At 67.5% G+C, this 19,135-nt stretch carries 21 protein-coding genes; 13 read left to right on the top strand and 8 right to left on the bottom strand.

What is annotated here, in order from left to right; translation table 11 throughout:
• Window positions 1-16 precede the first annotated feature (16 nt).
• Window positions 17-595: a hypothetical protein gene (locus tag WS66_RS01040; RefSeq protein WP_059608086.1), complete on the top strand. Its 579-nt coding sequence runs from the start codon at window positions 17-19 to the stop codon at window positions 593-595.
• A gap of 163 nt (window positions 596-758) precedes the next feature.
• Here WS66_RS01040 and fabV read toward each other — a convergent pair whose 3' ends face one another.
• Complete coding sequence (gene fabV, locus WS66_RS01045) at window positions 759-1,961, bottom strand: enoyl-ACP reductase FabV (protein ID WP_059608087.1); 1,203 nt, start codon at window positions 1,959-1,961, stop codon at window positions 759-761.
• A gap of 205 nt (window positions 1,962-2,166) precedes the next feature.
• On the opposite strand from fabV, the gene WS66_RS01050 reads away from it, so the two are divergent.
• The 4 genes from WS66_RS01050 to WS66_RS01065 all read left to right on the top strand — a co-directional run bounded on the left by WS66_RS01050 (window position 2,167) and on the right by WS66_RS01065 (window position 5,331).
• Window positions 2,167-2,700 (top strand): GbsR/MarR family transcriptional regulator, encoded by a 534-nt coding sequence (locus WS66_RS01050; protein ID WP_059608088.1) that lies wholly within the window; start codon window positions 2,167-2,169, stop codon window positions 2,698-2,700.
• A gap of 145 nt (window positions 2,701-2,845) precedes the next feature.
• Window positions 2,846-4,099, top strand: a complete 1,254-nt coding sequence (locus WS66_RS01055; RefSeq protein WP_059608089.1) for an SDR family oxidoreductase — start codon at window positions 2,846-2,848, stop codon at window positions 4,097-4,099.
• Window positions 4,096-4,566: a DUF2269 family protein gene (locus WS66_RS01060; RefSeq protein WP_059608090.1), complete on the top strand. Its 471-nt coding sequence runs from the start codon at window positions 4,096-4,098 to the stop codon at window positions 4,564-4,566. The genes WS66_RS01055 and WS66_RS01060 overlap by 4 nt, the downstream gene beginning before the upstream one ends.
• A 141-nt stretch (window positions 4,567-4,707) precedes the next feature.
• Window positions 4,708-5,331 (top strand): glutathione S-transferase family protein, encoded by a 624-nt coding sequence (locus tag WS66_RS01065; RefSeq protein WP_059608091.1) that lies wholly within the window; start codon window positions 4,708-4,710, stop codon window positions 5,329-5,331.
• Between the two features lie 66 nt (window positions 5,332-5,397).
• Here WS66_RS01065 and WS66_RS01070 read toward each other — a convergent pair whose 3' ends face one another.
• Together WS66_RS01070 and WS66_RS01075 are read right to left on the bottom strand one after the other, a co-directional pair.
• The gene (locus WS66_RS01070) at window positions 5,398-6,801 is read right to left on the bottom strand and encodes a serine hydrolase domain-containing protein (protein WP_059608092.1); all 1,404 of its coding nucleotides are present in this window, start codon (window positions 6,799-6,801) and stop codon (window positions 5,398-5,400) included.
• 193 nt (window positions 6,802-6,994) lie between these two features.
• Window positions 6,995-7,243, bottom strand: coding sequence for a hypothetical protein (locus tag WS66_RS01075; protein WP_159086499.1), 249 nt, complete (start codon window positions 7,241-7,243; stop codon window positions 6,995-6,997).
• Between the two features lie 116 nt (window positions 7,244-7,359).
• On the opposite strand from WS66_RS01075, the gene WS66_RS01080 reads away from it, so the two are divergent.
• The 5 genes from WS66_RS01080 to WS66_RS01095 all read left to right on the top strand — a co-directional run bounded on the left by WS66_RS01080 (window position 7,360) and on the right by WS66_RS01095 (window position 11,385).
• Window positions 7,360-7,779, top strand: a complete 420-nt coding sequence (locus tag WS66_RS01080) for an HIT family protein (protein WP_059608093.1) — start codon at window positions 7,360-7,362, stop codon at window positions 7,777-7,779.
• 265 nt (window positions 7,780-8,044) lie between these two features.
• A complete protein-coding gene (locus WS66_RS34000; RefSeq protein WP_006760791.1) occupies window positions 8,045-8,209 on the top strand; it encodes a hypothetical protein in 165 nt (54 codons plus the stop codon).
• 164 nt (window positions 8,210-8,373) lie between these two features.
• Window positions 8,374-9,030, top strand: a complete 657-nt coding sequence (locus tag WS66_RS01085; protein ID WP_059608094.1) for a methyltransferase family protein — start codon at window positions 8,374-8,376, stop codon at window positions 9,028-9,030.
• A 377-nt stretch (window positions 9,031-9,407) separates the two neighbouring features.
• Window positions 9,408-9,845, top strand: coding sequence for a hypothetical protein (locus tag WS66_RS01090; RefSeq protein ID WP_059608095.1), 438 nt, complete (start codon window positions 9,408-9,410; stop codon window positions 9,843-9,845).
• Window positions 9,846-10,548: 703 nt separating this feature from the next.
• Window positions 10,549-11,385, top strand: a complete 837-nt coding sequence (locus WS66_RS01095) for a bifunctional allantoicase/(S)-ureidoglycine aminohydrolase (RefSeq protein ID WP_059608096.1) — start codon at window positions 10,549-10,551, stop codon at window positions 11,383-11,385.
• A gap of 102 nt (window positions 11,386-11,487) precedes the next feature.
• Here the strand turns inward: WS66_RS01095 and WS66_RS01100 are convergent, their stop codons facing one another.
• Window positions 11,488-12,282, bottom strand: coding sequence for an aminoglycoside phosphotransferase family protein (locus tag WS66_RS01100; RefSeq protein ID WP_059608097.1), 795 nt, complete (start codon window positions 12,280-12,282; stop codon window positions 11,488-11,490).
• A gap of 210 nt (window positions 12,283-12,492) precedes the next feature.
• Here WS66_RS01100 and WS66_RS01105 point away from each other — a divergent pair, with 210 nt between their 5' ends.
• Together WS66_RS01105 and WS66_RS01110 are read left to right on the top strand one after the other, a co-directional pair.
• A complete protein-coding gene (locus WS66_RS01105; protein ID WP_059608098.1) occupies window positions 12,493-14,616 on the top strand; it encodes a penicillin-binding protein 1A in 2,124 nt (707 codons plus the stop codon).
• A gap of 8 nt (window positions 14,617-14,624) precedes the next feature.
• On the top strand, window positions 14,625-15,236 hold the full coding sequence (locus WS66_RS01110; protein ID WP_059608099.1) for a trimeric intracellular cation channel family protein: 612 nt from the start codon (window positions 14,625-14,627) through the stop codon (window positions 15,234-15,236).
• Between the two features lie 324 nt (window positions 15,237-15,560).
• Here the strand turns inward: WS66_RS01110 and WS66_RS01115 are convergent, their stop codons facing one another.
• The 4 genes from WS66_RS01115 to WS66_RS01130 form a co-directional block, all read right to left on the bottom strand.
• Window positions 15,561-15,788 carry a hypothetical protein gene (locus WS66_RS01115; RefSeq protein WP_059608121.1) on the bottom strand — a complete coding sequence of 76 codons (228 nt, stop codon included), beginning with the start codon at window positions 15,786-15,788 and terminating at the stop codon, window positions 15,561-15,563.
• Window positions 15,789-15,859: 71 nt separating this feature from the next.
• Complete coding sequence (locus tag WS66_RS01120; RefSeq protein ID WP_059608100.1) at window positions 15,860-16,243, bottom strand: DUF6232 family protein; 384 nt, start codon at window positions 16,241-16,243, stop codon at window positions 15,860-15,862.
• Between the two features lie 123 nt (window positions 16,244-16,366).
• Window positions 16,367-16,627, bottom strand: coding sequence for a DUF2866 domain-containing protein (locus WS66_RS01125; RefSeq protein ID WP_059528608.1), 261 nt, complete (start codon window positions 16,625-16,627; stop codon window positions 16,367-16,369).
• Window positions 16,628-16,847: 220 nt separating this feature from the next.
• On the bottom strand, window positions 16,848-18,008 hold the full coding sequence (locus WS66_RS01130) for a porin (protein ID WP_059608101.1): 1,161 nt from the start codon (window positions 18,006-18,008) through the stop codon (window positions 16,848-16,850).
• A 307-nt stretch (window positions 18,009-18,315) separates the two neighbouring features.
• Between WS66_RS01130 and WS66_RS01135 the strand changes: the two genes are divergently transcribed.
• The gene (locus WS66_RS01135; RefSeq protein WP_059608102.1) at window positions 18,316-19,122 is read left to right on the top strand and encodes a MetQ/NlpA family ABC transporter substrate-binding protein; all 807 of its coding nucleotides are present in this window, start codon (window positions 18,316-18,318) and stop codon (window positions 19,120-19,122) included.
• The last annotated feature ends 13 nt before the right edge of the window (window positions 19,123-19,135 follow it).

Below are 19,135 nucleotides of genomic sequence, written 5' to 3' on the forward strand. Positions count from 1 at the left end.
CGGAATCGCCGCCTCGATGAAACGCTCCCATGTCGCCTTCGCCCTCACGGGCCTGCTCGTCGCGGTGCCGATTGCCGCCTATGCGCTCGTCAAGCCGCTACGCGTCGTCGCGCCCGCGCTGCTTCCCGGCGTGTCGTGCCCCAGCGCGGACATCTGCACGGACGATGCCGCGAAGTTCGGCGCCGCGCAGCAGCTCTATCGTGACGGTTATGCGCGCGCGGCGGCGGCCGTGGGCCCGTTTCGCGAGGCACCGCGCGTCGTGTTCTGCTCGACGCACGAGTGTGCCGACAAGTTCGGTCTGGGCGAACGCGCGGCATTGACGCTCGGGGATTTCGGCGTGATCGTCGCGCCGCGCGGCTGGCAGACCTACTTTCTTGCGCACGAGCTGATCCATCATCGTCAGGCCGAAGTGCTCGGCAACTTCGCGGTGGCGACCAAGCCGCGCTGGCTGATCGAGGGGATGGCCTATGCGCTCAGCGACGATCCGCGTCATCCGCTGAAGGAGCCGTTCGAGTCGTGGCGCGCGCGTTTCGGCGCGTGGCATGCGGCGCTGGGCGGACAGCCGCTGTGGGATGCCGCAAGGGCGGTGGAATAACGCGGGCCGCGATCGCCCGATCCGCGGATGGCGCTGCCGACGCGCTCGCACGGCAAGTGCGACCGCGCTGTCGGCGGACGTGTCCGCACGGGGTGACGCCGTTCGGGCTTTGCTGCTGGAGAGTCGGCCCGCCGCCCCGCGTCGTGCGCGGCGGGCCCGGTCGTCAGACCGTGGTGTCGATGATGCCCGGGATCTTCACGTCCGGGTTCACGTCCGCGTCGTAGTCGACGCCGGCGATCTCGAAGCCGAACAGGCGCAGGAACTCGGTCTTGTAGCCGGCGAAGTCGGTCATCTCGTACAGATTCTCGTTCGTCACCTTGTCCCACATGGCGACGACCTTGGCCTGCACTTGCGGATCGAGCTCCTTGTAGTCCGCGCGCAGGCGGCCTTCGTCGTCGACGTGCGGCGTCGCGCCGTACATGCTGTCCTTCAGGAGCCCGTACACCTGCTCGATGCAGCCTTCGTGCGTGCCCTTTTCCTTCATCACCTTGAACAGCAGCGACAGGTAGAGCGGCATCATCGGGATCGCCGAGCTTGCCTGCGTGACGACGGCCTTGAGCACCGACACGCGGGCATCGCCGCCGTGCGCGGCCAGCTTGTCGCGGATCGACAGCACCTTCTTGTCGAGATCCTTCTTCGCTTCGCCGATCGAGCCGTTCCAGTAGATGTCGTGCGTGATCTGCTCGCCGAGATACGTGAACGCGGTCGTCTTCGCGCCGTCGGCCAGCACGCCGGCTTCAGCGAGCGCGTCGATCCACATCTGCCAGTCCTCGCCGCCCATCACGGCGACGGTGCCGTCGATCTCTTCCTGCGTCGCCGGCTCGAGCGAGACTTCGCGGATCACTTCCTTGTCGGTGTCGAGGCCGCGGAACGTGACCGACTTGCCGACCGGCTTCAGCGTCGAGCTGATCGTTTCGCCCGTCTTCGGATGCGTGCGGCGCGGTGCCGCGAGGCTGTAGACGACCAGGTCGACCTTGCCGAGATCCTGCTTGATGGTGTCGATCGTGATCTGCTTGACCTTGTCGGAGAATGCGTCGCCGTTGATGCTGCGCGCATAGAGCCCCTTTTGCGCGGCGAACTTCTCGAACGCGGCGCTGTTGTACCAGCCGGCGGTGCCCGGCTTCGTTTCGCTGCCGGCGCGCTCGAAGAACACGCCCAGCGTGTCCGCGCCCGAGCCGAACGCGGCCGAGATCCGGGCGGCGAGGCCATAGCCCGTCGACGCGCCGATCACGAGCACCTTCTTCGGGCCGTTGGCAATCGGGCCGTGCGAAGTCACGTAGTCGATCTGTTCCTTGACGTTGGCTTCGCAGCCGACCGGATGAGTCGTCACGCAGATGAAGCCACGCACGCGCGGTTTGATGATCATGGAAACCTCTATTCAGAAAGGCGGGGGACGGCCTGAAATCGGAAAAATCCCGCGCATTGTAATGGAAGCGGGCGGGCAGGGCGGGAAACGCGGGCGGTGACGGCATTCGCAGTTGCGCGGGGTCGGACCATCGACGCGGCGATTTGCGTAGCGGCCAGCTATTTCTCTCTTGACAGAAATAACTGAAAAAACTAAATTTCCCGACATGGAACTCACACCGATTGCCGAACGATTCATCCTCCACTGGGGCGAAATGGGCTCGCGGTGGGGCGTCAACCGCACCGTCTCGCAGATTCACGCGCTGCTGTACCTGACCGGAAGGCCGGTCGCGGCCGACGAGATCGCCGAGACGCTCAACGTCGCGCGCTCCAACGTCAGCACGAGCCTGAAGGAGTTGCAGGCGTGGCGGCTCGCGAAGGTTGTGCACGTGCTGGGTGATCGCCGCGACCACTTCGAGACGTCGACCGACATCTGGGAACTGTTCAAGCTGATCGTCGAAGGGCGGCGGCAACGCGAGATCGAACCGACGCTCACGGTGCTGCGCGATTGCCTGACGAGCCCGGAGATCGCCGACGAGAGCCGCGAAACCGAACAGCGCATTCGCGACACGCTGCAGTTCGTCGAGACGCTCACGACCTGGTCGGACGAGATGCTGCGGCTCAAGCCCGATACGCTGATGAAGGCGCTCGGGATCGGCGCGAAGATCAGCCAGACGGTCAGGCGCAAGTCGTCGAAGTAGGCGGCGCACCGGACGTGCGGGCACGCAGCCCGCTTTTTTTGGGTTCAATATTTCTGTCTTTACAGAAATAACTGTACAGAGAGGATGAAAAAATGAACGAGATCATGCTGCCGATCCGCCGGCATTCCGCATCGCGGAGGGCGACATGAACATCCTCGTCTGCGGCGCGAACGGCTTCATCGGGCGGGCGCTGAGCGCGCGGCTCGAGGCCGGCGGCCATCGCGTGCTGCGCGGCGTGCGGCATGCGGTCGGCGCGCACGACGTCGCGATCGACTTCGCGAAGGATGTCGATCCCGACGCGTGGCTCGCCCGGCTGGATGGCGTCGACGTGGTGATCAATGCGGTCGGGATCATCGCCGACCGGCGTGATGCGACGTTCGACACCGTGCATCGCGCGGCGCCCTGCGCGCTCTTCACCGCATGCTGCCGTGCCCGCGTGCGACGCGTGATCCAGATCTCGGCGCTGGGCGTCGAGCGCGGCGACACGCCGTATTTCGCCAGCAAGCACGCGGCCGACACCTTCCTGCAGACGCTGCCGCTCGATTACCGGATCGTGCGTCCGGCACTCGTCTACGGAACCGCCGGCACGTCCGCCCGGTTCTTCCGGATGCTCGCGAGCCTCCCCGTGCACGTGTTGCCTGCGGGCGGCCATCAGCGGCTGCGCCCCGTGCACGTCGACGATCTCGCCGAGCTCGTCGCGCGGCTCGTCGATGCGCCGGCGGCCGGCCGTCCGGTCATCGACGCGGTCGGTGGCGACGAAGTCGAGTATCGCGAGATGCTGAGCGTCTATCGCGCCGCGCTGGGTTTCCCGCCGGCGGCGCGCGTCGCGCTGCCGAGCCCGCTGGTCGGCACGGCGGCCGCGCTGCTCGGCACGATGCCGGGCGCGATGCTGACCCGCGACACGTGGACGATGCTGCGCGGCGGCAATACCGGAGATCCCGCCGCACTCGCGGCCGTGCTTGGCCGGCCGCCGCGCGGGGTGCGGGATTTCATCGGCGCGAACGCGGCCGCGCTGCGCTGCGATGCGCTCGCGATGTGGCGGCGGCCGCTGCTGCTCGGCGCGCTCGCGATCGTCTGGATCTGGACGGCCGTCGCCAGCGCGTTCATCCATCCGCGGCACGACAGCCTCGCCATGCTCGCCCGCGCCCACCTGAGCGGACTGCCCGCGCTGATCGCGCTCTACGGCGCATGCGCGCTGGACTTCGCGTTCGGCGTGGCGACCGTCGCCGCGCCGTCCCGCCGTCTGTGGGCCGCGCAAGGCGCGCTGATCGTCGCGTATTCGGCCGTCATCGCGGCCACGATGCCTGGCCTGCTCGCCGAGCCGTTCGGCCCCGTGCTGAAGAACGTGCCGATTCTCGCGATTCTGTTGATCCTCTTTTCAGAAGAAGAACACGCATGAGCACCTATCTCGTGATCAAGACGCTGCATATCCTGTCCTCGGTGCTGATGGTCGGTACGGGCTTCGGCACCGCGTTCTACCTGTTCTTCGCGAACCGCACGTGCTCCGTGCCGGCGATCGCCGCGGTGTCGCGCCTCGTGGTGCGCGCGGACTGGTGGTTCACGACGCCGGCCGTGCTGTTCCAGCCCGCGTCCGGGCTGTGGCTCGCGCATGCGGCCGGCTGGCCGTGGACGACGCCGTGGCTGATCGCGTCGATCGTGCTGTATGCGGTCGCGGGCGCGTGCTGGCTGCCGGTCGTGTGGCTCCAGATCGAGCTGGCCGCGATGGCGAAGCTCGCGCATGCGAATGGCGATGCCGAGCTGCCGGCGCGCTACTGGCGTTATGCGAAGCGCTGGGAGCTGCTGGGCTATCCGGCGTTCTTCGCGATGCTGAGCGTGTATTTTCTGATGGTGGTCAAGCCTGTGTAAGCGAAGCAGCGGGGCCGCGCGCAGCGATTTCGCCTGACGGCCTGTCGATTCCCGTGAGCTCGTGTATAACTTCGGCAGGAGCGCGTTCGGGCCGTTTCGCGCGGTCCGAACGCTTCGCATTCGACCTCACAAGGAGCCTGCATGCTGCACATCCTCGGCAAGATCCCGTCCATCAACGTTCGCAAGGTGCTGTGGCTGTGCACCGAACTCAACCTGCCGTTCGAACAGGAAGACTGGGGCGCGGGCTTTCGCACGACCAACGATCCGACCTACCTCGCGCTGAACCCGAACGGCCTCGTGCCGGTCATCAAGGACGACGACTTCGTGCTGTGGGAGTCGAACACGATCATTCGCTATCTCGCGAACCGCTATGGCGGCGACGCGCTCTACCCGGCCGAGCCGCGGGCGCGCGCACGCGTCGACCAGTGGATCGACTGGCAGGGCACGGACCTGAACCGTTCGTGGGTGGGTGCGTTCCTCGGCCTCGTGCGCAAGTCGCCCGATCACCAGGACCCGGCGGCGATCGCGCAGTCGATCGCGGGCTGGACGAAGCACATGCAGATACTGAACGCGCAGCTCGAGGCGACCGGCGCGTTCGTGGCCGGCGACCACTTCACGCTCGCCGACATTCCGATCGGCCTGTCGGTGAACCGCTGGTTCGGCACGCCGTTCGAGCACCCCGAATTCCCGGCGGTGAAGCGCTACATCGAGCGTCTGGCGACGCGCGAGGGCTTCAAGCAGTACGCGGGCAGCGCGAACCCGTAACGCATTGCATCTCACGCGCGTCGCGGCGGCGTGACTGCCGCTGCAACGCTGCCTCCCCGCGGCACGTCACATGCCGGATGCCGGTACGGCCTCGAGCACGCGCGCGAGAAACGCCTCGTGATTCCACGCGGATTCCGGCCGCGACAGACCGAGCCGCACGACCACCAGCTCGCGGCTCGGCACCACGCTCACGAACTGGCCTTCATGGCCGACCGCATGAAACGCATCGGCGGGCAGTGGGCGCGCGTGCGGATCGCGATCGTTGAACGGCTCCGGCACCTTGACCCATAGATGCGCGCCGAATTCTCCGCGCGTCGACAGTGGCGTTGCGCGCGTCAGGTAGCGCACCCAGCCTTCCGGGAGCCGCCGCTGCCCGTCCCACACCCCGTCCTGCAGCAGAAGCTGCCCGAAGCGCGCCCAGTCGCGCGCGCTCGCATACATGAACGACGCGCTGCCGAGCGTGCCGGCCGCATCGGGTTCGAACACGGCGCTGCGCATCCCGAGCGGCGCGAACAACGCGCGGCGCGGAAACGCGAGGTAGTCGCGCTCGGTGCCGCCCATCGCCTCGCGCATCACACGTGCGACGATCGCGCTCGTGCCGCTCGAGTAGTACCACTGCGTGCCGGGCCGCGCGGCGAGCGGCTTGGCCGACGCGAAGCGCGCGGTGTCTGGCTGCGTAAACAGCATCACGGCAACGTCGGACAGCGGGTCGTCGTAGTCCTCGTTGAATTGCAGGCCGCTCGTCATCCGCAGTAGCTCGTCGAGCGTGATCGCCGCGCGCGGGTCGCCGCTGTCGCGCCATTCCGGCAGCAGCGCCGACGCGTCCGGCGACAGCTTGTGCTGCGCGACGAGCATGCCGGCCAGCGCGGCCGTGACGGTCTTCGTCATCGACCAGCCGGGCAGCGGCGTGTCGGCCGTGAAGCCGGGCGCATAGCGTTCGGCGATGACCTGGCCGCGCCACATCACGACGACCGCGCGGGTGCGCCGCGGCCGCGCCGGATCGGGTTCATCGAACGCGCGGTCGAGCGCGGCCTGCAGCTTGCGTGCGTCGATGCCGGCGGGCGGTGCGGCCGGCGTCGCTTCCTGCGCGGGCGGCGGATCGGGGACGGGCGGCAGCGCCGCCGGCAGCACGCCGGGCGACGGCCCGAGCGCGAGCGTGCAGCCGAGCCCGGGCCGGAAGTCCGCCTCGCGTTGCGCGAATCCGGCGAACGTTGCCACGGCACGATGATGCTCGGGATCGATCGACGGGCGCACCAGTTTCAGCAGCGGGTGCACGCCGGCCATGATGTCGACATCGATCACCGACGCGGCCGGACGGCCCGACACGAACACGCCGGAACACAGCGCCTTCGCGGCATAACCCGTCGCGATCGGGGCGAGCCGCGACAGCATGTAGCCGGTATAGCCGAGCGCGGCGACGAGCGCGACGGCGACGCCGCGCAGGATCAGCGATTTGAAGGGGATCGTCATGCGCGAGCGTCCTCGGTGGCGTGCCGGCCGGCAACGATCCGGCAGTGTCGCAGGTTCGGGCGAGCGGTGGCAATCGCGGGAGTGGCGACGCCGGGCGGCGTCGATCAGGCGGCATGGTGCCCGGCGTGTGCGAATCGCATGTGTCGATCGCGCAGGTTCGAACGGGCCGCATTCGGCCCGTCCACGCGGTGCGTCATTGTGCGTTGCTGTCGTCCGAACGCAGTGTCCAGATCGTCGCGGTATTCGTGTTGTCGTCGGTGGACGCGACATACGGCACGTCGATGTTCGGGGCGTACGCGAGGCCGGTCGGGCCGACCACCAGCGCGTTGGGATCGGTCCGGGGCGGATCCGCGGTCTTGCCGTGCGAACCCGCACCCGGAATAAACGGATGGCGACGGCCGGATATTCCACCCGGCGAGCGACACGACACGCGAGCCGGCAAGCATTGTTCACCGCGATCGCGACACCGCCTGACAAGTTGAAATCCGACCCGCCGTCGGCCGATAATCGTCCGGCATCGTTCCCAGTCAAACCGCAATCGCAAAATCGGAAAACGCCATGTCCTACGACAACAACAACCCGTTCGCCCGGATCCTGCGCGGCGAACTGCCGTGCGTGAAGGTCGCCGAAGACGACGCAACGCTCGCGATCATGGATCTCATGCCGCAGGCCGACGGTCACGTGCTCGTGATCCCGAAGGAGCCGGCCGCGCAGATCTTCGAGCTGTCCGGCGACGCGGCGGCGGCAGGCATCCGCATGACGCAGCGCGTCGCGGCGGCCGTGCGCGCGGCGCTCGTGCCGGACGGTGTGTTCATCGGCCAGTTCAACGGCGCGGCGGCGGGCCAGACGGTCCCGCACGTGCATTTCCACGTGATTCCGCGCTGGGAAGGCGTCGACCTGCGGATGCACGCGCGCGACATCGCCGACGCGGCCACGCTCGAATCGCTCGCCGAGCGTATCCGCGCGCGTTTCGTGTAACGCATGGACGGCTCGTGATTCGGGCGGCGCCAGCGGGCGCGTGCGGCGACGCCGTTCGCACCTGTTTCAGCGGTCACACCACGTAACACGTGTAACCGCTCGCGAAACTCGGCCTGGCGGCTCCGGCGCTAGACTCCGCGCATTGCTGCATCGGGCGACAGGACGGGCCGGTTGCCGCCGGTTGCCTCTGCGTGCCGGCCGTCAAGGGCTGCGACGGCATGGCTTTCGCGCGATGCGACGTGTCCTTCTTGCCGGGAATCGAGCCATGTACAAAGTTCTCATCACGTTTGCGCTGATCGGCGGCCTGTCCGGCTGCTATGTCGCGCCGCCTTACGGCTACGCGCCCGCGCCGGCCTACTACGGCTATGCGCCGGCCTATTACGCACCGCCGGTCAGCGTCGGAATCGGCGGCAACTTCCGCATTCGCTGACCGGGCGGCGGCCGCGGGCGCCGCCCGCGCGTCGATCGAGCGCGTCGTTCGACGCGCCGCCGCCTCTCGCAGGGAAAACTCGCGCGCCGCATGACGGCTCGCGTGCGCATCGCCCGCCCGGGTTCCTATACTTCACAGGAAAGCCCCCTCCGGCGAGGCAAGCCATGGCCGTTACGCGCAAGTTCGCAATCGCTGCGAGCGTCTCCACGCTCGTCTATCTCGGGCTCGCCGTGCTCGGCATCGGTGGGTTTGCCGCCTTCTTCGCGCATCCGCAACTGACCGTCATCGCCGTCGCAACGCTCGCGCTGGCCGCTGTCGCGTTGTTGACCGAGGGCAACCTGAGCGCCGGCGAGCGCGAGAACCGCGACAATCGCTGGGTGCTCGCGGCCTTCGGCGCCAGCGGGTTGCTGCTCGCGTATGTGCCGGCGCTGACCGACCGGCTCGACGTGTGGACCTTCGGCGCCACGGTGCGCTGGATCGGCGTCGTGCTGTACGTCGCGGGCGGCGTGCTGCGCATCTGGCCCGTGTTCGTGCTCGGCAAGCGCTTCAGCGGGCTCGTCGCGATCCAGCCCGGCCATACGCTGGTGACGGACGGCATCTATCGCAGGATCCGCAACCCGAGCTATCTCGGCCTGCTCGTCAATGCGGCCGGCTGGGCGTTGGCGTTCCGCTCGGGCGTCGGGCTGCTGCTCGTCGCGTTGACGATGATCCCGCTCGTCGCGCGCATCCGTTCCGAGGAGGCGCTGCTGCGCGCGCAATTCGGCGCCGAATACGACGCGTACTGCGCGCACACCTGGCGGCTGATTCCGGGTGTGTACTGACCCTCGTATGGCCCGAACGACCCGGGCGACGCTGCCGGCTCGCGGCGCGCCTCCGATGTGTTGCCACGTGTGTCCGAACCCGCGCGACGGGGCACGTTCGGCATTGCCGAAAAACGGGGCTTGACCAGGGCCGGAGCCCCTGCCGGCGTGCTTTGGCGGCGGTTTCCGGCAACCTTTTCCGGTCCTCTTCCGGTAAACAACTTGTTACCAGAATGTCGACGGCAAGCCGGCTCGACCGGTGCTATTCTTCGCCGCAAGCTCATTGAAATGAATTGGTCCGGGATTCGGCACAATGCCGGCATCGACGTCGATCGATTCAGATCGTCGTATCGAGCGGACTTTCGATAACCAGATTGCGAACAAGGAAGAATACGGGAATGTGGAAGAAAATCGCCCCCGCTCTCGTCGTCGCCGCGTTGACCGGCGCGACCGCACTGCCGGCAATGGCCGGTGACCTGAACAATGCGCTTGGCGGCGCGCTCGGCGGGGTTGCCGGCGCAGCGGTCGGTGGCGCGGTCGGTGGCAGCACCGGCTCCGTCATCGGCGGCGCGATCGGCGGCGGCGCGGGTGGTGCCGTGACGTCGAACCGTCGCGAGCGCACCGGCGCAATCATCGGCGGCGCCCTCGGCGGCGGCGCAGGCACCGCAGCCGGCAACGCAATGGGCGGCCGCACGGGCGGCCTGCTGGGCGCGGCCGTCGGCGGTGGCGCAGGCGCGGCGCTGGGCGGCAACATGTCGCGCAGCTCGTACGAACGCGATCACGGCGATCGCGGCTATCGTCACCGCAAGCATCGCCACCACCGCGACTGGGACTGATCGCCGCGGGCGCGGCACGGTGCGCGGCTTGCGCACCGGCGCGCCCGGCACGTCGGCACCCGATCCGACAGCCGGTCCGGCGGCCTCAGCCGGGCCGCCGTCGCCGGCAAGACCGGCGGCCCTCCACCCTCTCCGGCAGTCCATGCCCGGCCCCGCTCGACGGGTTGGCACGCTCTCTCCCGCTTCACCTTTCCCGCTTGTAGACGACATCGCCAGTTGCATCGACATGCAGCCGCGCAGGTTCGGTCATCCTCATTTCGCACTCGTCGATCGACGCGTTGCCGCCCGGTCATCAGGATTTCCCTGATGCGCGGACGTGTCCGCGGCACGCGTTCACGGGCCATCGCGCGCAATGGCGGGTAGTGCGAAATCGAATGGATGTCATCGCAACATTTAATTGGTCGATCGGGATCGACTTCGCTATCGTCAGCGCTGCCCGCGTACGGAATCGAACCGTGCCGTCCCCCGTGCCCCGCCGCATGACCCCGAGTGTCCGCGGCCCGGCCGCCGGACCCGCAAGCATGGCTCGCCCCCGCCCGCTGAACCGGGCGGGCCCGTCGCGAAGCCTGGCCGACCGAACGAAGGCGCCCGCGCTTTCAAGCCACCCCGGCAGCGATGTCCCGCCGCCGCATGCGTGCCCCACACGCGTGCCGCGCCTGCCGTTGCCACCCGGGGCCGGACCAACCCATTGCCTGGATGCTTTATGTCTAAGACAACGTATTACGCGCCGCATGGCGGCCATCCGCCGCAGACCGATCTGCTGACCGATCGTGCGATGTTCACCGAGGCGTACGCGGTCATTCCGAAGGGTGTGATGCGCGACATCGTCACGAGCTGGCTGCCGTTCTGGACCAACACGCGCCTGTGGGTGATCGCGCGTCCGCTGTCGGGTTTCGCCGAAACCTTCTCGCAGTACATCGTCGAAGTGAATCCGGGTGGCGGCAGCGACAAGCCCGAGCAGGACAAGAACGCGGAAGCCGTGCTGTTCGTCGTCGAAGGCGAGGCCGAACTGACGCTGCAAGGCAAGCAGCACACGCTGAAGCCGGGCGGCTACGCCTTCATCCCGCCGGGCGCCGACTGGACGCTGCACAACGTCAGCGATGCCGCCGTGCGTTTCCACTGGATCCGCAAGCACTACCAGGTCGTCGACGGCATTGCGCTGCCGGAAGCGTTCGTGACCAACGAGCAGGACGTCGAGCCGATCCCGATGCCGGGCACCAACGGCGCATGGGTGACGACGCGCTTCGTCGACATGAGCGACATGCGTCACGACATGCACGTGAACATCGTGACGTTCGAGCCGGGCGGCGTGATTCCGTTCGCCGAGACGCACGTGATGGAGCACGGCCTGTACGTGCTCGAAGGCAAGGCCGTCTATCGCCTGAACCAGGACTGGGTCGAGGTGGAAGCGGGCGACTTCATGTGGCTGCGCGCGTTCTGCCCGCAGGCATGCTATTCGGGCGGCCCCGGCCGCTTCCGTTACCTGCTGTACAAGGATGTGAACCGTCACATGAACCTGACGCTGAATCCGGCGCGCTAAGCGTCGCGCACGTCGGACACGAAAACCCGCTGGTGCATGCCGGCGGGTTTTTTCATGGGCGCCGCTACGCGATGCAGCCGAAGTGGTGACGGCCGTCGCACGCTACTCGTCGAGCGCCGAGGCAGCCATCCTCGCGACCTGCACACGCGTATCGGGCGGCAGGTCGTCCTCCATCAGCCAGACCGCGGACAAGCCGGCCCAGGCGAGGATCCACTGCAGCAACCTGCGGCGGTCGAGTTGCGCGGCCTCGGCGACGAGCGCGCAGCGCCGCGCGAAGCGGGCGGGATCGACGGCGATGTCGTGCGCGGGATTGCAGAAGAGATTCGCGTAATCGAACGCGCGGTCGCCGCGCAGCCCCTTCGGGTCGATCGCCAGCCAGCCGCGATCGCCGAAGTGCAGCACGTTGCCGTGATGGATGTCGCCGTGCAGCACGACTTCGTCGACGGGCGGCGCGGCCAGCAGCCGGTGCGCCGTCGCGGCCGAACGCCGCAGCGTTTCATCGCCCGTGTCGTGCGACAGCAGCGCGTGGAACCAGTCGGTCAGCGGCACGACCTCGGGCGTTGCCGGTGCGCGATGCGCATGCAGCCGCGCGACCACGCGGCATGCGATCCGGATCGTATCGTCGTCGTGGCCCGCGACGGACAGGCCGATGAGCGTGGGTGCCGGTTGCGCGCGTTCGAGCAGCACCGCGTCGCTGTCGTGCAGCCACACGCGCGCGGCGCCATCCCCGTTCCACCACGTCATCAGCGCATTGCCTCGGCGCTCTTCGTCGCAGGTCGCGACCTTCAGCATCGCGGGCCGCGCGTGCCAGACGACGGGCAGCACGCCGCCGCTCGCGGTCAGGATCGGGCCGCCGTCGGGAGCGAGGTCCCACTGGCGCAGGTACGTGTCGAACATGCGGACGATGGTACAGGCGAACTGGCTCGTGCGCCGCGCGGTTCGCCCGGCACAGCCGCCCGCGCAACCCTTCCTAAATAAAATTTAGCTAGCAAAACTTAGGCTAAAGAATGTTCCGGTATCCCGGCATCCCTTCGACAATGCGCGCCTTCCGTGACCGATGGGCGCCTGTTGCGCGCCCGCGTTCGCCGCATTGAAGAAGGAGCCTGCATGACCGATCACCCAGCCAATCTTCCGCCGCCACCGGCACCGCCTCCTACGTCGCCGCGCCGTGCATGGCGCATGCTCGCGGGTGCGCTGGTCGGCCTGACGCTCGCGTGCGCGGGCATCGGCGCATGGGCGATCCACCGCATCTGGACGCAGCTGCCATCCGTCGAGCACCTGGCCGTGTATCGTCCCGCGCTGCCGCTGCGGATTTTCTCGCGCGATGGCGAGCTGCTGGCCGAGTACGGCGTCGAGCGCCGCGAGTTCGTGCCGCTCGAACGCATTCCGCCGCTCATGCGGCACGCGCTGCTCGCGGCCGAGGACGCGAAGTTCTACCAGCACGGTGCGATCGATATCGGCGGCCTCGCGCGCGCAACGTTCGCGAACGTCGTGACGGGACAGCCGGGGCAGGGCGGCAGCACGATCACGATGCAGGTCGCGCGCAACTTCTACCTGACGCGCGACAAGGTGCTGAGCCGCAAGCTTGCCGAGATCCTGATGGCCATCAAGCTCGAGCGCGAGTACAGCAAGGACAAGCTGCTCGAGCTTTACATGAACCAGATCTATCTCGGCGAGCGCGCGTATGGGTTCGCGGCGGCCGCGAATGTGTATTTCGGCAAGCCGCTCGACGCGCTGAGCGCGGGCGAAGCGGCCGTGCTCGCCGGATTGCCGAAGGCACCGTCCGCGTTCAATCCGGTCGTCAATCCGGCGCGCGCGACCGCGCGGCGCAACTACGTGCTCGGCCGCATGCATGCGCTCGGCGAGCTCGACGACGCGACGTATCGCGCCGCGGCCGACATGCCGATCGCGCTGGCGACCACGCCGCCGCCCGGCATCATCGCGGCGCCGTACGTCGCGGAGCGCGCGCGCCGGATGATGGTCGAGCGCTTTCGCGACGACGCCTATACGCTCGGCCTCGACGTGACCACGACGATCTCGATGCGCGACCAGCGCGCGGCCGAAGCCGCGCTCCAGCGCACGCTGAGCCGGCAGCCGGGCACGAAGCGCGATGCGCGCAACGGGCTCGAAGGCGCGCTCGTGTCGCTGGATGCGGCGACGGGCGACATGCTCGCGCTCGTCGGCGGCGCGGATTTCAACCGCAACGTGTTCGACCATGCGCTGCAGGCGTATCGCCAGCCGGGTTCGAGCTTCAAGCCATTCGTCTATTCGGCGGCGCTGGAGAAGGGCTACTTTCCGGGCGTGCTGGTCGACGACACGCAGCGCACGCTCACCCATGAGGAAACCGGCGCGCGGCCGTGGCGCCCACGCAATTTCGGCAACCGCTACGAGGGCTTCATTCCGGTGCGGCGCGGGCTCGTGCGCTCGAAGAACCTGGTTGCGGTCAGCCTGATGCAGGCCGCCGATGCGCGCTACGTGCAGCAGCACGCGGTGCATTTTGGTTTCGACGCGCAGCGCAATCCGGCGTCGTTGCCGCTCGCGCTCGGCGCGGGCGCGGTGACGCCGCTCGAACTCGCGAGCGCATACAGCGTGTTCGCGAACGGCGGGACGCGGATGGAGCCGCGCCTGATCCTGTCGGTGAAGCAGCGTCACGGCGGCGCGATGTACGAGGCGACGACGCCTGAAGGCGCGCGCGTCGTGTCGGCGCGCAACGCGTTCGTGATGGACAGCATGCTGCGCGACGTCGTGAAGGCCGGCACCGCGCGTGGCGCGCTCGCCTTGCGTCGCGACGACGCGGCCGGCAAGACGGGCACGTCGAACGGATCGAAGGACGTCTGGTTCGCTGGCTACTCGTCGGGGATCGTCGCGGTCGCGTGGCTCGGCTACGACACGCCGCGCCCGATGGGACGCGCGACCGGCGCGACGCTCGCGCTGCCGGTCTGGCTCGACTACATGAAGACGGCCGTCGACGGACGCACGCCGGTCGATGCGACGCCGCCGCAGGACGTTGCGCTCGTCGACGGTGATTTCGTGTACGCCGAATACACGCGCGGCACGTGCACGGCGGACGTGCCGCCGTTTATCCGCAGCCGCTTCGCGTGCGGCGGCGCGCCGGCCTCCGAGGCGCTGTATGCATTGGGCGAGAAGGGCAAGCCTGACGAGCCGATGCCCGCAGCCGTCGATGCGGCCGAGCGCGAACGTGTGCTCGACCTGTTCCGTACCCAGGACTGAGGCGCGCGATGCATACGCTTTATCTGATCGCGATCGTCGCGGAGGCGATGTCGGGCGCGCTGATGGGCATGCGGCGCGGGATGGACCGCTTCGGGCTCGCGTTCGTCGGCGCGGTGACGGCGCTCGGTGGCGGCACGGTGCGTGACGTGCTGCTCGGCCACTATCCGCTCGGCTGGATCGCGCATCCCGTGTACCTCGTGATCACGCTCGCCGCGGCGACCGTCGCGTCATGGGCCGCGCGGCACGTCGCGCGGATGAAGACGCTGTTCGTCACCGTCGACGCGATCGGTCTCGCAGCGTTCACGATCATCGGCTGCGATATCGGCGCGTCGACGGGCGCCGCGCCGATCATCGTCGTGCTGGCCGGCGCGATCACGGGTGTCTGCGGCGGGATGCTGCGCGACCTGCTGTGCAACGAGATGCCGCTGATCCTGCGCGAGGAACTGTATGCGAGCGTCGCGTTCTTCACGGGCACGCTGTACGTCGGGATCCAGCATCTCGGCATCGATGCCGGGTTGGCGTCGGTGGTCGCGCTGGCGGCGGGCTTCACGACGCGCATGCTTGCGGTGCGGCTGGGATGGAAAATGCGGACGTTCGGTGTCGCGGACGTCGAGCATTGAGTGAGGTTGCCGCACGGACGCGACGATACGCGCATGCTACGCCGGCACCATGACCGGTGGCGGCCCGTCGCCGGATAGCAATGCACAGGTGGTCTCCCATTGACGATGACTAGCTCGAAGGCTGGCGGGGTGGCGCGTTCACCTGGCTGGCCCGTTCGCGCGCGGCTGGCGGCGAACGGAGAATTGACAGGAAATGGATAATTTCGCCGTTGTAAATGAGAATTATTATCGATTCAAGGGCGAAAAGCGGCGCGTGCGGACGCGCAGCGTCGGCGCGGATCGGGTGAGCCGCGCGGCGAGACATGCGGTGAAAGCGGGCCGGCCCTAGGCCAGCGATTCGATACGAATCAGCAGGTTGCGCGCATGCGCGATGAACGCGTCGTGCGTCGCGCGATCGCCGTGGCCTTCGAAGCCGGCCTGTTCGGCGAACGCGAGCTGTTCGGCGTACAGGTCGACGAGCACGCTGCGTGTGTCGGGCGGCAGCGCGCGGATCATCGAGACGAGCAGCAGTTCCTGCGCGCGCAGCATGCCGGACAGCGATTGGGCGTTCATGCCGACCTCCTCGAACGACGCGGCGGCGTGCCGCTCATTCAATAGTAGGTGGTCGGCGCGCGCAGCGGAAATCAGCCGGTGGCCGTCGGCGTCCGTGCATCGCGCACGACTTGCGCGACGCGCTCGACGAATTCGGCGTCGACGCTGGACAGCGCTTCGCGCTTGCCGTCGGGCATCTCGACCATCAGCCGGTATGTGATGTCCTGCGTGGTCCAGGCGAGATAGCCGACGACGGCGAGCATCACGCCGACGACCAGCGCGGCGCTCGATGCGCCGATGCCGCCTGCGACGGCGGTGGCCACGCCGATCAGCGAGATCAGCGACGGCACGAGGCGATTCTTCGGGATCTTGACGACATCGACGTTGCGGATGTCACGCAGCGGGAAGACCTGCCCGGCGGCCGACAGGCCGTTGCGCGTGACCATCACGCCGCGTTCGTTGAATGCGTTTTCCATCGTGTGTTGCGTGGACGAAAACGCGCAGCGTAGCAGACTTCGTTGCCGCGTCAAACGAGACCGAGTGCCGCACGATGCGTGCGGGCCGGCCGCGATGCGGGCAACGGCGGGTAACGGAGGGAGTCAGAACTGCAGCCGGCCGTCGCCGTACAGTCGGCCCGGCACGTGCGACGCGACGACCTCGGCGATCTCTTCGTCGGTCGATTCGGCCGGCACGATCTGGCGTCGCGCGGGCGCGTCGAGATGCATCGTCCATTCGACGAGCCGGTACGGGCGGCCCCACGGGCGCTGCATTTCCACCGACACGCGGCAGCTTTGGACGGGCAGCGAATGCCGGCGCGTCAGAATCGCGTGCAGATGGCTGAAAACGGTATCTTCGATCATCTTGGGCTCCGATCCTGTCTTGTGGGCAGTTGATGCCGGTGCCGTAGTGGGTCTCAAAAAAAAAGCCGCCGATGCTCAGGCGGCCAACAGGGGGGGTGAGAGCATCCTCTCAGCCCAGAATTAAGCGAAACTTAAAAGCCCATAAAAAAGCGCCCCGCGTGGAGCGGGGCGCTTCTTGCCGTCGTCGTCCGCGAAATGAGCGGACAGTTAAGCGGATGCTTTAGAACTTGTGACGGATACCGACGCGAGCGGCCAGCTGGTTCGACGAACCGTTGCCCGACGTGCTGAAGTAGCTCGAGCTCGAACCGATCTGCGCTTGCACGCCGTTGCCCGACGCCTTCTGGTAGACAACCAGGCCGTACACGTCGGTACGCTTGCTGAGCGCGTAGTCGAGGCCCAGGTTGCCCTGGTTCCAGTGCGCCGAGTTGCCGCTTTGCGTTGCGTTCGTGTACGTGTAGCCCGCTGCTGCCGACAGGGCCGGCGTGATCGCGTACTTCACGCCTGCTTCATACGCGTTGTAGAACGTGCCCGATGCGCCAGCCGCGATCGGGGTGAACTGCGTGCGCGTCCAGAGCAGCCATGCCGTTGCCGGGCCGAAGATGTAGCGGCCGCCGACGCCGTACGTGCGCAGGTCGCGGATGTTCGTCAGCGCGATGTTCGCGATCGACGTCGAGAATGCCGGCGTCGACTGGCTCGGGAAGCGGATGTCCGTGTATGCGGCGCCGAGTGCGAACGGGCCGTTCGCGTAGTTCAGGCCGAAGCTGTATGCGCGCGACGAACCGGCCGTCGTCGTGGTGCCCGTCGTCGTCGACGGTGCGCCGGCGAAGTTGGTCGAGTTCGAGAAGCCGTACAACGCGCCGAACGTGAAGCCGGCGTAGTTCGCGCTCTGGAACTTCACCGAGTTGTTGATGCGGCTCGACGTGAGCTGGTCGATGTCGTTCACGTGGTACGCGTAGTTACCCGCGACCGTATTGCCGCCCGTCGAGTAGTTCGAACCGAGGATGTCGGTCGAGAACGAGTACTGGCGGCCGAACGTGACCGTGCCGTATTGCGACTGGCTCAGGCCGACATAGGCTTGACGGCCGAAGATCGCGCCACCCTGGCCGATCGTGCCGTTGCCGCTGTTGAAGCCGTTTTCGAGCACGAAGATTGCCTTCAGGCCGCCACCGAGGTCTTCGGTGCCGCGCAGGCCCCAACGGCTGCCCTGGGCCACGCCGTCGTCGTACTTGAACAGCTTGCCGCTGCCGCCGTTCGCGGTCTTGCTGTGGTTCACGTAGCTGATACCGGCATCGATGACGCCATACAGGGTCACGCTGCTTTGTGCGTGTGCCGCGCCAGCCGTTGCTGCGAGGATGGCGATGGTCAACAGTTTCTTGTTCAAAGGATTCTCCGAGCGAGTAAATTGCGTGTCCAGTTGCGGTTCCGGCGCTCTCTATGGGCGCTTTCACGGACCGGTCGCAACTTTATCGGCGGGCCACGTAATGAATGTGACAGGCTTTGTCATATGACGAATCTGTGGTGCCGAAGCGACACTGGATTCTGCCCGGTTGTACAGCACGGAGTTATACCGATTCCGCCTGAGATTCGATCGGGATCCGGAATATGCACATGAAATAAGCTTGGTTGGTGCCGTTCCGGCCCCGTGCCACGATGCGCGCTTCAACAACGACACGGGACAAGAGGACACCATGCGACGTTCGATCCTGACCGGCCTCGGCGCGCTTGCCGCGGCGCTGGCCTTTGCCGCGCCCGGCGCGCACGCCGACTCCCAGACGCTGAAGATCGGCACGATGAGCGGCCCCGACGCGCAGATCTGGACCGAGGTGACGAAAGTCGCCGCACGCGAAGGCCTCGCGATCAAGGTCATCGAATTCAACGACTACGTGCAGCCGAACGCGGCGCTCGACGCGGGCGACCTCGATGCGAACGGTTTCCAGCACCAGCCGTTTCTCGACAGCCAGATCAAGCAGCGCGGCTACAGGATCGTCAACGTCGGGCTGACGTACACGGCGCCGATGGGCTTCTATTCGAAGAAGCTCAAGTCGCTCAAGGACTTGCCGGTGGGCGCGAAGGTCGGGATCCAGAACGATCCGTCGAACGGCAACCGCGCGCTGCTGCTGCTGCAGAAATACGGCGTGATCAAGCTGAAGGCGGGCGCCGGCACGAACGGCGTGAACGCGACGCCGCTCGACGTCGCCGAGAATCCGAAGAAGATCAGGATCGTCGAGCTCGACGCCGCGCAGTTGCCGCGCGCGCTGCCCGACCTCGACGCCGCGTCGATCAACACCGACTACGCGGTGAAGGCCGGGCTCACGCCGGTGAAGGATGCGATCGCGATCGAGGATCTGCGCGGGCCGTATGCGAACCTGATCGCGGTGCGCGCGCAGGACAGGGACAAGCCGTGGGTGAAGAAGCTCGTCGCGGCCTATGAATCGGACGACGTGCGCAAGTTCATCGACCAGAAGTTCGGCGGTGCGATCGTGCCGGCGTTCTGAACGTCGGCCGTGG

This window comes from Burkholderia sp. LA-2-3-30-S1-D2, assembly GCF_001523915.2.
In the GTDB taxonomy this organism is placed as follows: Bacteria; Pseudomonadota; Gammaproteobacteria; order Burkholderiales; family Burkholderiaceae; genus Burkholderia; species Burkholderia diffusa.